Consider the following 12,095-nt stretch of genomic DNA (forward strand, 5'->3'; position numbering starts at 1 on the left):
TAGCCTCAGCCGCATGTTCTACCACCACGTCGATGTCTTCACCGGCCTCCCCTACAGCGGCAACAGCCTGGCTGTCTTCCCCGACGCCGCCGGGCTCAGCGGCCCCCAGATGCAGCGGATCACGCAGGAGCTGCGCCACTTCGAGTCGATCTTCCTGACCCCGGACAAGACCTCGGGAAACTCGGGCCGACAGGCGCGGGTCTTCGACCTCATCGAGGAACTGGACTTCGCCGGGCACCCCGTCATCGGGGCCGGGTGTGTGCTGCACGCCCTGCACGGTGCCGACGAGGACGAGACGTGGACGCTGCGCTTGAAGGCCCGCACCGTGGAGGTGACCACGAGGCGGCTCGGAACCGGACGGTACGCCAGCGAGCTGGATCAGGGTCGGGCCGCCTTCCTCGGCCGCCCCGAGCCCTCGGACGCGAAGGACCTGGCGTCCTTGTTCGGCCTCGACGCCAAGGACCTCGATCCGGACCTGTCCCCTGAGGTCGTCTCCACAGGGCTGCGCTACCTGGTGCTCCCGGTCCGCGAAGGCGCCCTCGGCCGTGCCCGCATCGCCTCGGACATCAGCACACGACTGGCGGACCTCGGCGCCCAGTTCGCCTACGTCCTCGATGCCACCGCTCTGGAGGCGCGGCACTGGAACAACGACGGGCTGACCGAGGACGTGGCCACCGGCAGCGGAGCCGGCTGCGCCGCAGCCTACCTGCGCCGTCACGGCTGCATCGGCGACGGCGAAGCCGTGACCCTGCGCCAGGGCCGGTTCACCGGACGCCCCAGCGAGATGACCATCAGCGCCCACGGCCACGGGGAGGACATCCACTCCGTGCGGGTAGGCGGCGAGGTCGCCTTCGTCGGCGAGGGACGACTGGAGGTGCTTCCTCAGTGAGCGCCGCGACCCGGCAGACGGTGCAGGCGATACCGGCATACGTCGGGCCGGACACGATCCGCGCACTCGTGGGGTACGAGGACGTCGTCGAGGAAGTGGCGGCAGCCTTCGCCGACTTCAGCCGCGGACTGGGCGACTCGCCGGCGGCGGTGTTCGCGCCGGCGGGCCGGGACGGCGACGTGCACGTGAAGTCGGCCTGGCTTCCGGGCCGTTCCGTCTTCACGGTGAAGGTGGCCACCTGGTTCGCGGAGCGTGCCCGGCGTGGCGGCACGCCGGGAGCCGGTGCCGTCGCCGTGTTCGACGCCCGGACCGGGGACCTGCAGGCCGTGCTGGAGGACGAGCACCACCTGTCCGACATCCGCACCGCGGCCGCCGGCGCGCTCGCCGCGCGCACGCTGGCCCGGCCGGACTCCGCCGTGGTCGGCGTGCTGGGTACCGGAGTTCAGGCGTATCTGCAGATCCTGGCGGCTGCCGACGAACTGCCGATCCGGGAGGCGAGGGTCTGGGGCCGCCGCGACGAACGCGTGCGCCGCCTCGCCGCCGCGCTGGTCACACGCCGCCCCGACCTGCGGGTGACCCCGGTGGGCACCGCCCGGGAGGCGTGCGAGGGCGCCGACGTGCTGGTGACGGCCACCGCCAGCACCGAACCGCTGGTCGACGCCGAGTGGCTGGCTCCCGGCCTGCACATCACCGCCGTAGGAGCCGACGACCCGACCAAGGCCGAACTGTCCCCGACCTGCCTGTACCGCGCGGACCGGATCGTGGTCGACAGCCGCGCCCTCACCGCCGTCCACGGAGACCTCGCGCGGGCCCAAGCCGCCTTCCCGGAACCCACGGAACTCGGCGAGGTGCTTGCGGGGTCGGCACCGGGCCGCGAACGGGCCGACGAGGTCACCGTCTGCAAGCTCATCGGCCTGGGCGTGCAGGACCTCGCGGCGGCCCAGGTCACCCTGGACCTCCTCCGGGGCACGGTCCCGCAGCGCAGTCGGCCACCGGCCTGTGCGACGGACCTGCACGCGGGCACCGCCCCCGACGGGCCGATGGCAGGAGCTGACCGCACCGTGTCCGCCCGTCCAGACCGTGGCGGCGAACCGGATCGCGGGCAAGGCGGCGGTGGCGCGCGGGTCGACGCCCCGACCTCCCGACGGCGTTGAGGACCAGACCGAGCGCGCCGAGCCGGCGCTGCGGCCGATGCCCGATTCCGACCAGAGCCGGGTCAAGGCGTACCGCAAGCGGGCCCGTGCAGGGACACTCCCGCCCGTCTTGTTGTGGTGGGTGGGCGGCCTGGACTGCCATCTGATCCTGGACGGTCACGCGCGGCTCGCCCCGGCGATCGCCGAATCCGTCGAGCCGCCGCTGCTGCAGGGCACCGCACGGTGCCGCGCGGTGACGTGGCCGCACGCATCAAGCGGGCCGTGGGCTTCTACGAGGACGAACTGGCACGCTTCCATCACTTCAACGAGATCGGGCTGACCTGCCGAGACTCTCGGTGGCGGGAGGCCGTCTCCGCCTGCTCAGTCCTGACAGACCACGAGGACTTCGTCGTCCACACACCGAACGCCCACCGCGTTCGCGGTCCATATGCGCTTCGAGGACAGCATGACCGCAGTCAGCGGCTACCTAGCGATTGGTCTCCTGGTTCACCGAGCAGCAGGTTGTCATAGAGGGGACATCCCACGGTGAAGCACACCTCGACTCCGAGATTCAGTGTGCTGTCCAAGGACTTGAGGAATTCGTCTCCCACGCAAACAGATTCTGCGTCAGGAGGTGGATTCCGTGCGACAGCGCGTGGCGGGTCGTCTCCACCCCGGCCGCGATCAGCAGGGTGAAGAACCGGCCCAGTTCGAGATCCGTCAGGAACTCGCCGTCCACGTTCGCATTGACCAGGGCGCTGATCAGATCCTCGCCCGGCCGCTCACGGCGGGCCCCGGCCAGGCCGGTCACGAATCCGTGCATCACGGCGAACTTCTCTTTGATGAATGCTTCTCGCTCTTCAGGTCCCTGGAAGTCGAGGTTCCCCGAATCACTGATCGCCAGCACGATGTTGACGGCAGGCATGAGCTCCTCGCTTGCCGCCAGAGGTATCCCCATCATCGAGAAGACAGTCCCGAGGGTCAGCGGTGTCGACACCGTCTCCACGAAATCGCTCTCGCGCCGATCGGCCAGACCACCTACCAGATGGGTGACCCGCTCCTGGATGTCCGCCTCGAACCGGGCGAGGACCCGCGGAGTGAACGCCCCGGAAATGATCCGGCGCAGGCGGGCATGGCGGGGGTCGTCCATGCTCTCCATGGAACCGCCGTACTTCTCCGTGCCTGCCGGCAGCTCGTCCAGGCGCACGGCGGTGGGCTCGGAGCTGAACACCCCGGGGTTCCGGGCGGCCTCGACCACATCCGTGTGTCGTGTGAGCGCATAGAAGCCGGCCGTCCCCTCACGCGGACAGAAGACCGGACCATCGGTCGCGCGCAGCTCGGCGAACAGGTCATCCCGGACAGCCGGCGGCCGCGCCCAGAACCACGCGGTCATGAGATCCCGATTGATCACCACATCCCCCAAGTTCCCGACGTGTGCCGTAGGTTCGCGGCACAGTACGAGGGTGTCCGGCCTGGTCTCACGACACACTGAGGGACTGCCCTAATGGAGATGCTCCGGAGACACGGGGCGTGCAAGAGACCTCCCGCTCCCTCCCCTGGTGTGGTGACCGCAGAAGTTCGCCGGGTTGCCTCTCATGAGGCGAGGGTAGAACGGCGTCCCCAGCGGGGTCCTTGCTCGCTACGGATGCGGGCGCGCTCCTTGCGTCGGGCGGCCAGGACGTCGGGGCGGCGGGCGTTGGCGTTGCGCCAGCGCAGGTAGGCGTGCAGCGCGCGGGGCTGGACCGCGTGGTTGGGGTGGTTCGAGTTGGCGAGCTCGACACCGCACGGCCCCGTGTATGCCGTGATCGCGTGTATCGCATCTCATCGCGTACGCGTTCGTCGGTGTGGTGTCTGTTGATCAACGTCAAGCCGGAGAATGCCGTGCCTGGCCCGCGGCGTGGCAGGTCTCCCGGTACGCACGCGGCTGCGGGCCCTGGTGAACACCGCGTTCGTACCGCGCCGCATCGCCCTGCTGGAACCGTTCATCACCGAGGTCGCGCACCGACTCCTGGACCGGGTCGAGAACAGCGCGCACGTCGACGTCATCGCGGACTTCGCAGCCCCGCTGTCAGCTACTCGCCCCCAAGTCTGTTCGCCCGCCCATAGACGCCAGCTGCCCCGCGGTGTACCCGATGGCGCCGGCTCCGAGTCGCCCGACTACAGCGTCAACGTTCGCCCTCCAAAGCTGCGTGGAGACCTTGAACGTCAGCGCGGGAAAGACTGTCAATGATGTCCAGGCAGCGGGTGGAACATGCCGGACAGCAGCTGACGGCTACCCCACGTCCGGTGCCTGACGACGGTCGGCGAGTGGGCGCGTCTCGGCATCGGCCTCAGCCGCGTCGGCGAGGGCCTCGGCCGCAGCTTCCGCGGCCTGCGCAGCGTCGTGGGCGGCCTGGGCGGCCGCCTTGTCCTCCGAGGACGTCTCACGGGTGGCCGGCGACTGGGGAAGCACCTCGCTGAAGGCGCGCGACACGCCCTGCAGGGCGGAGGTGACCTCGCTGGGGATCACCCAGAACGTGCTGCCCGACCCTTGGGCGAGCTGGGGCAGCATCTGCATGTACTGGTAGGCGAGGAGCTTCGGGTCGGGGTCGTTGCGGTGCACGGCCTGGAACACCTCGTCGATGGCCCGGGACTGGCCCTCGGCCTTGAGGATCTCGGCGGTGCGGTTGCCCTCCGCCCGGAGGACGGCGGACTGCTTGTCGCCTTCGGCTGTGAGGATCTGCGACTGCCGTTGCCCCTCGGCCCCCAGGATCGCCGCCCGCTTGTCGCGCTCGGCGCGCATCTGCTTCTCCATCGCGTCCTTGATGGACTGCGGAGGGTCGATGGCCTTGATCTCGACCCGGTTGACTCTCAAACCCCATTTTCCGGTGGCCTCGTCCAGAACGCCCCGGAGTTGGTTGTTGATGGTGTCGCGTGAGGTGAGGGTCTTCTCCAGATCCATGGAGCCGACGACGTTGCGCAACGTGGTGACGGTGAGCTGTTCGACGCCCTGGAGGAAGTCGGCGATCTCGTAGGCGGCCGCTCGCGGGTCCGTGACCTGGAAGTACAGGACGGTGTCGATCTCGACGACCAGGTTGTCCTCGGTGATGACCGGTTGCGGTTTGAACGAGACGACCTGTTCGCGCAGGTCGATCACCGGATAGACCCGGTCGACGTAGGGGATGACGAGGTTGAGCCCCGGCCTCAGGGTGCGGCGGTAGCGGCCGAGCCGTTCCACGTTGCGAGCGCGCGCCTGGGGCACGATGCGTACCGCCCGCACCACGGTGAACACGGCGATCAGCGCGACGATCACGCCGGCTATGAGAAAGCCCGAGACTTCCATCGCTCACTCCCGGGGGTAGACGAGGGCGGTGGCACCATTGATTTCCATAACGTCGACGGTCGCTCCCGGAGGAATCACCAGCGTTTCGTCATAGGCGCGGGCCGTCCATTCCTCGCCGCCGATGCGAACCCTGCCACCCAGGCCCGTCACCTCCGAGACGACATAGGCAGACCTCCCCACCAGCGCATCCACGCCGAACCGCTCAGCCTGAGGCTTGAGCAGGTGACGCGCCGCGACGGGGCGCACGAAGAGCACACTGACCGTAGCCAACACGGTGAAGAGCAAGAATTGGAAGGGCAACGGAAGCCCCAGCGCCGCGGCCCCCGCCGTGACCAACGCGGCCGCACTCAGGATCCCGAGCGCGGCAGTGAGAGTGAAGATCTCCGCCACAGCCAGCGTCCCTGCAGCGATCAACCACATCAACCAAAGATCCATGGCGCCCTCCTGGCCACTGCGGCTCCACGGAGGCCGGGGAAAGGAATACCACCTCTTTGACACTTTTACCCCTTCTGTACGATCTCACCCCTTGTCGCCCTGCTCAGCCTCGTCGACGTCTGCACTGCCGTCGCCCGCGCCCTGCAGCTCTACGACAGCGAACGCACCCACCCCTTCAACCTCGGCCAAGCCACTGCGGCCCTCGTCCGCTGCCGACTGCGTCGACACCCTGCGCCTCTACGCCGGGCGGATCCCGACCACCCACAGCTCACCAAGCTGATCGGCGAGCCGTCCCTGCACAGCGACACCCTCCGCAGCCTGTGGCCCGACCACGACGTTCTCGCCCGCACCGCTGGCGGATCTAAGGCCATTCGTTTGATCACTCCCGGAACAGGGAGTGATCCAGGGTTGAGGACCTTGGGCGTTTGAGGCGCCGGGAGACAACCGCGAGGCACCGGAGAGTGCGGAATTCCTGCCGAGTGAGTCGTCAGTCGCAGTGCGGAGCCCGCCCGTGCCTGGGCGTCCATCCGGCATCCGGCGAGCACGTACCTTGCCGGGATCCGGCATGCCGAGAGCTGATGACGCCGGTCTACCGTGGCGGGCACAGCCGGTGGCGTCGCTGGCCGGGGCGGAAACATAGCGAAGGGGGTTGCCGGGCGATCAACCCGGCATGCCGTCGGACACCGGACTGGCCTCCACGGGCCCTTCGGACTCCTAAGCAGTTTCGTTGAGATCAGCGGCTCGTTGTTTCTGTGTGCCGTTGACTGACGCGCAGTGGGCGCGGATCGAGCCGTCACTCCCAGATCGGACACCAAGGCGGGGTGGCCGGTGGAGGGACCACCATGAGGTGATCGACGCGATCGCCTTCAAGTTCCAGACCGGATCGCAGTGGGTCCACCTCCCCGAGAAGTTCGGCAACTGGCGAGGCGTCTACAACCGGCTGCGGATGTGGGCCGTCGACGGCACCTGGGAGCGGGTGTTCACCGCGCTGATCGCGCAGGCCGATGGCAACGACGACCTCAACTGGGCTGTCTCGGTGGGCTCCACCATCGTGCGCGCACACCAGCACGCGGCCGGAGCCCGCAAGAAGGGGCTCCAGCAGGCGAACCGGCAGACCATGCCATCGGCCGTTCCCGCGGCGGACTAACCACAAAGATCCACCTCGCCTCCGATGCCACTGCCGGCCACTGGCCTTCGTGCTCACCGCCGGACAGGCCGGCGACGCACCCGCCTTCGCTCACGTCATGGCCCGCCTTCGCGTTCCTCGACGGCGAGGACGTCCCCGCACCAGGCCGGACGTGGTCCTGGCCGACAAGGCGTACTCCTCCCGCGCGATCCGCGAGCACCTACGCAAGCGCGGTATCCGGGCGGTCATCCCCATTCCGGCCGATCAACGCGGTCACCGCCTGCGGCGCGGCAGCCGGGGCGGCAGGCCACCCGCCTTCGACCGCGAGGCGTGCAAGCAGCGCAACACCGTCGAACGCTGCATCAACCGCTTGAAACAGTGGAGAGGCATCGCCACCTGCTACAAGAAGACCGCGACCATCTACCTGGCCGGACTCCACATCGCGGGCATCCTCCTCTGGTCCGCTCGGTGATCAAACGAAACGGCCTAGGCGGTGTCTGACAAATGATCACCGAGAGTGCGTGCTCGATCCAATTGCCTTGCCGTCCTGACGCCAGCCAGTGATTCTGGGCAGGTGCCAGGACAGGGGAAAAGAAGGCGGCGGCAAGAGGACGCGCGGCAGCGGCTTGCTGCTCGCACTGCGCCGGACGCGGGACAGTGGGAAGTGGTCGTTGAGACTCCGGACCAGGCGGAGATGCGTACGAGGTTGCGCCGTCTTCGGGAAGCCGGAGTCGACGGGTCGATGATCCGGATCGACACGCTGTGCGGACGCTTGGCCGTGCCGACTACCTACCGGCTGAGCCGCTTCGTGACGGACCCCGCGCGAGAGTACGAGCACAAGCACTCTGATCATTGATCTTGTGGCTGGTCGAGGCGAGTTGACGGAAGCGGCGTGGGAGCGGATAGAGCCCCTGTTGCCGCGGGTGGATGGACGTGGTCGTCCGTGGCGTGATCACCGCCAGGTGCTCAACGGGGTGCTGTGGCGGCTGCCGACTGGGGCTCCGACGCGCGATCTGCCCGAGCGGTACGGACCCTGGCAGACCGCCTACGAGCGGTTCGCCCGCTGGGAAGCGGACGGGACCTGGGCGAAGCTGCTGGAACACGTCCAGGTCCATGATGACGCGGTGGGCCGGGTGGAGTGGACCGTCGCCGTCGACTCCACAGTCAACCGTGCCCATCAGCATGCGGCCGGCGCCCGCAAAAGGGGGCCACAGACGGGGACGAACTGGAAGATCCGTGCCGCTCGCAGACGCGCCAGGCCCTCGGCCGGTCCCGAGGCGGGCTGACCACCAAGGTCCACCTCGCCGTCGATGGCAGGGGCCTGCCCCTGTCCATCGTGCTCACGCCCGGCAACGTCAACGACGCCACCGCCTTCGGCCAGGTCCTCGACGGGATCCGCGTTCCGAGAGTCGGCACCGGCCGCCCGCGCAGGACACCGACCCGGGTCCTGGGCGACAAGGCCTACTCCAGCCGGGCGATCCGGCACCTGCTGCGGCGCCGCGGCATCGCCGTCACGATCCCCGAGCGCCGCGACCAAGCGGCCAACCGCCGGCGCCGAGGCCGCCTCGGTGGCCGGCCGCCCGCCTTCGACGAAGAGCTCTACCGCGAGCGCAACGTGGTCGAACGATGCTTCGCACGCCTCAAGCAGTTCCGCGCGATCGCGACCAGATTCGACAAGCTCGCCGACCGCTACCGTGCCGGAATCGTTCTGGCCTCGCTGATCCTCTGGCTCCGCGAAACCAGCTCGTGATCATTTGTCAGACACGGCCTAGTACTCCAGCCGTAGTTCGTGATCTCGATCGTGAGGGGCGCCGAGGAGGCACCTGGACGAGACCGACCACGCCGTCGCGGGCGTCCGTTCCTTCTCCGCCTACCCGAGTCCACCGAGACGGAGGGCGTTCCTTATCTCGCTGAGCTTCGCGGTCGTCGCCGGGGTCCACTCCTTCGCCTGCTCACCGAGACGGAGGGAGTTCTCAATCTCGCCGAGTTTCGCGGAGGACAGAACGCCCGCTCGCTCGATCAGGTCGTCCCGGGACACGGTGGTCAGCCACGTGCAAGGGGTAAAGCCCGGACGCGGCAACGCGAACCGCAGCACGCCTTCAAAGGGCAGTCCTTCCACGGCACCTACTGCCACTTCGACGCCCAGACCGGTGATGTCGACACCCGCCCGAGCGACGACCTGCATCACCCGGACACCGGACGCGTCGTCTCCCGACAGCAGCACGACCGGCCGCCGCTCATCGAACTCCACCCACCAGACTTCGCCACGTTGCACATGTCCTCCTGACACAGGAACGGCGGGCGGACGCTGGGCGACCCCGACGCGCTGAGGAGACGGGTGCGGCCACCCGTTGATCATCGGTGTGTGAAGACAAACGATCACGCGGTGGTCGCAGGTCACAGCGTAGACCCTGCCCGCTGGCAGGAGGCGTTCGAGGGCCTGACGAGCCGGATAGCGGGACGGTTCACACGGGTCGAACCCCGGTTCCGAAGTTGGTGCTCGGACTGCTGTCGGACCTACCGCCCAAGAACTGCTGGACCATCGCCGAATGGGCCGGGGAGAGGACCCCGGACGGCATACAGCACCTGCTCGGCCGGGCCAAGTGGGATGCCGACCGGGTCCGGGACGATGTGTGTGACTACGTGGTGGACCACCTGCACGACGACCAGGCGCTACTGGTGGACGACGAGACCGGGGACGTGGAGAAGGGCACCGACACGGTCGGCGTCCAGCGCCAGTACACCGGCACCGCGGGCAGGATCGAAAATGCCCAGGTCGCCGTCTACCTGGTCTACGCCGGCCGGCGCGGGCACGCGGCAGTGGACCGGGAACTGTACGTCCCGCGTTCATGGACCTCCGGCCCTGACCGCTGCCGGGATGCCGGGATGCCGGACTCGACCAGGACACCGCCTTCGCGACCAAGCCGGAACTGGCCACTCGTATGGTTGCCCGGTTCCTGGACGCCGGCCACCAGGCCGCATGGGTCGCCGGCGACGAGGTCTACGGCGGCAACCCCAGGCTGCGAACCGCCCTGGAGGAACGCGCCACCAGCTACGTCCTCGCGGTGGCCTGCTCGCACGAAGTCGCCACCGGGGCGGGGAGGTTCCGTGCGGACACCCTGGCCAAGAAGGTGCCCAAGCGAGCCTGGCAGAAGCTCTCCGCAGGGGCCGGGGCCAAGGGCGACCGTCTCTACGGCTGGGCAGTCATCGACCTCGCCGACCCCCGGCCCGGGAGTCGTCAGCTGCTGATCCGCTGTAACCTCAGCACCGGCGAACTCGCCTACTACCGCTGCTACTCGCCCGCACCCGTGCCGCTGACCGTGCTGGTCAGAGTCGCTGGATCAAGATGGCGGGTGGAGGAGTTCTTCCGGTCGGGCAAGGGCCTGGCCGCACTCGACTAGCACCAGGTCCGCCGCTATGCATCCTGGTCCCGCTGGGTCACTCTCGCCATGCTCGCGCACGCCTTCCTCGCCGTCGTACGTGCAGACGAGCACACCCGCCCCGCACCCGATGCCCTCATTCCGCTCACCTGCAACGAGATCCAGCACCTGTTCATCACACTCGTTATCCGACCCGTCCACGATGCCGCCCACCGGCTCGGTTGGTCCGACAGGCGGCCCCGCCACCAGGCCCGGTCCCAGGCCAGCCACTACCGTCGACAAGCCACTCAGGCATGAAGATCACGATCTACGGCTGGAGTACTAGGCGGTGTCTGACAAATGATCACCGAGAGTGCGTGCTCGATCCAATTGCCTTGCCGTCCTGACGCCAGCCAGTGATTCTGGGCAGGTGCCAGGACAGGGGAAAAGAAGGCGGCGGCAAGAGGACGCGCGGCAGCGGCTTGCTGCTCGCACTGCGCCGGACGCGGGACAGTGGGAAGTGGTCGTTGAGACTCCGGACCAGGCGGAGATGCGTACGAGGTTGCGCCGTCTTCGGGAAGCCGGAGTCGACGGGTCGATGATCCGGATCGACACGCTGTGCGGACGCTTGGCCGTGCCGACTACCTACCGGCTGAGCCGCTTCGTGACGGACCCCGCGCGAGAGTACGAGCACAAGCACTCTGATCATTGATCTTGTGGCTGGTCGAGGCGAGTTGACGGAAGCGGCGTGGGAGCGGATAGAGCCCCTGTTGCCGCGGGTGGATGGACGTGGTCGTCCGTGGCGTGATCACCGCCAGGTGGTCAACGGGGTGCTGTGGCGGCTGCGGACTGGGGCTCCGTGGCGCGATCTGCCCGAGCGGTACGGACCCTGGCAGACCGCCTACGAGCGGTTCGCCCGCTGGGAAGCGGACGGGACCTGGGCGAAGCTGCTGGAACACGTCCAGGTCCATGATGACGCGGTGGGCCGGGTGGAGTGGACCGTCGCCGTCGACTCCACAGTCAACCGTGCCCATCAGCATGCGGCCGGCGCCCGCAAAAGGGGGCCACAGACGGGGACGAACTGGAAGATCCGTGCCGCTCGCAGACGCGCCAGGCCCTCGGCCGGTCCCGAGGCGGGCTGACCACCAAGGTCCACCTCGCCGTCGATGGCAGGGGCCTGCCCCTGTCCATCGTGCTCACGCCCGGCAACGTCAACGACGCCACCGCCTTCGGCCAGGTCCTCGACGGGATCCGCGTTCCGAGAGTCGGCACCGGCCGCCCGCGCAGGACACCGCCCCGGGTCCTGGGCGACAAGGCCTACTCCAGCCGGGCGATCCGGCACCTGCTGCGGCGCCGCGGCATCGCCGTCACGATCCCCGAGCGCCGCGACCAAGCGGCCAACCGCCGGCGCCGAGGCCGCCTCGGTGGCCGGCCGCCCGCCTTCGACGAAGAGCTCTACCGCGAGCGCAACGTGGTCGAACGATGCTTCGCACGCCTCAAGCAGTTCCGCGCGATCGCGACCAGATTCGACAAGCTCGCCGACCGCTACCGTGCCGGAATCGTTCTGGCCTCGCTGATCCTCTGGCTCCGCGAAACCAGCTCGTGATCATTTGTCAGACACGGCCTAGGCCGTGTTTTAGAGGTTGCTGGTGTGCTGGGTGGGCCGTTCGGGGAAAGGGCGAAGGCTCACGCTGGGGGTTATCCACCGATCCGATCTTGGGGTACGCCGGATCGCGCCCCGGTGGGGAACGGCACTAGCGTTCAGTCACGTCTGCGAGTCCCGCGAACGATCCCGGGCCACGCATGACGAAGGCCACGCATGACGAAGGGG

Annotated in this window: 6 protein-coding genes and 5 pseudogenes; 6 read left to right on the forward strand and 5 right to left on the reverse strand. The window is 68.5% G+C overall.

All coding sequences use genetic code 11. The features are described 5' to 3' along the window. Positions 1–13: 13 nt before the first annotated feature. Positions 14–889: a PhzF family phenazine biosynthesis protein gene (locus ACFC0G_RS24635; protein WP_376406708.1), complete on the forward strand. Its 876-nt coding sequence runs from the start codon at positions 14–16 to the stop codon at positions 887–889. Beyond that, the gene (locus ACFC0G_RS24640; protein WP_376406710.1) at positions 886–2,043 is read left to right on the forward strand and encodes an ornithine cyclodeaminase family protein; all 1,158 of its coding nucleotides are present in this window, start codon (positions 886–888) and stop codon (positions 2,041–2,043) included. Before ACFC0G_RS24635 ends, ACFC0G_RS24640 begins: the two co-directional genes overlap by 4 nt. A gap of 550 nt (positions 2,044–2,593) precedes the next feature. Here the strand turns inward: ACFC0G_RS24640 and ACFC0G_RS24645 are convergent. From ACFC0G_RS24645 to ACFC0G_RS24660, 4 genes and pseudogenes are all read right to left on the reverse strand, one after another. Then, on the reverse strand, positions 2,594–3,415 hold the full coding sequence (locus tag ACFC0G_RS24645; RefSeq protein WP_376406712.1) for a cytochrome P450: 822 nt from the start codon (positions 3,413–3,415) through the stop codon (positions 2,594–2,596). A gap of 200 nt (positions 3,416–3,615) precedes the next feature. Then, a pseudogene (locus ACFC0G_RS24650) lies at positions 3,616–3,828 on the reverse strand (IS630 family transposase); the annotation flags it as partial. A gap of 466 nt (positions 3,829–4,294) precedes the next feature. Next, positions 4,295–5,344, reverse strand: coding sequence for an SPFH domain-containing protein (locus ACFC0G_RS24655; protein WP_376406714.1), 1,050 nt, complete (start codon positions 5,342–5,344; stop codon positions 4,295–4,297). Positions 5,345–5,347: 3 nt separating this feature from the next. Then, entirely contained in the window at positions 5,348–5,779 is a 432-nt protein-coding gene (locus ACFC0G_RS24660) for an NfeD family protein (RefSeq protein ID WP_376406716.1), read from the reverse strand. A 754-nt stretch (positions 5,780–6,533) separates the two neighbouring features. Between ACFC0G_RS24660 and ACFC0G_RS24665 the strand changes: the two are divergent. Then, positions 6,534–7,377 (forward strand): annotated as a pseudogene (locus tag ACFC0G_RS24665) (IS5 family transposase). A gap of 388 nt (positions 7,378–7,765) precedes the next feature. Next, positions 7,766–8,677 (forward strand): annotated as a pseudogene (locus tag ACFC0G_RS24670) (IS5 family transposase). A gap of 98 nt (positions 8,678–8,775) precedes the next feature. On the opposite strand, the gene ACFC0G_RS24675 reads toward ACFC0G_RS24670, so the two are convergent. Continuing rightward, positions 8,776–9,180, reverse strand: coding sequence for a type II toxin-antitoxin system PemK/MazF family toxin (locus ACFC0G_RS24675; RefSeq protein ID WP_376406718.1), 405 nt, complete (start codon positions 9,178–9,180; stop codon positions 8,776–8,778). A 165-nt stretch (positions 9,181–9,345) separates the two neighbouring features. On the opposite strand from ACFC0G_RS24675, the pseudogene ACFC0G_RS24680 reads away from it, so the two are divergent. Together ACFC0G_RS24680 and ACFC0G_RS24685 are read left to right on the forward strand one after the other, a co-directional pair. Continuing rightward, positions 9,346–10,582, forward strand: a pseudogene (locus tag ACFC0G_RS24680) (IS701 family transposase). Positions 10,583–10,980: 398 nt separating this feature from the next. Further along, positions 10,981–11,892: pseudogene (locus ACFC0G_RS24685) on the forward strand (IS5 family transposase). The last annotated feature ends 203 nt before the right edge of the window (positions 11,893–12,095 follow it).

The organism is Streptomyces sp. NPDC056169 (assembly GCF_042268445.1).
Classification (GTDB): domain Bacteria; phylum Actinomycetota; class Actinomycetes; order Streptomycetales; family Streptomycetaceae; genus Streptomyces.

Excerpts from the sequence above, each read along its gene's own strand:
- ACFC0G_RS24635 (WP_376406708.1), top strand. The coding sequence starts at position 14 with ATGTTCTACCACCACGTCGATGTCTTCACCGGCCTCCCCTACAGCGGC.
- ACFC0G_RS24645 (WP_376406712.1), bottom strand. The coding sequence starts at position 3,415 with ATGACCGCGTGGTTCTGGGCGCGGCCGCCGGCTGTCCGGGATGACCTG.
- ACFC0G_RS24655 (WP_376406714.1), bottom strand. The coding sequence starts at position 5,344 with ATGGAAGTCTCGGGCTTTCTCATAGCCGGCGTGATCGTCGCGCTGATC.
- ACFC0G_RS24660 (WP_376406716.1), bottom strand. The coding sequence starts at position 5,779 with ATGGATCTTTGGTTGATGTGGTTGATCGCTGCAGGGACGCTGGCTGTG.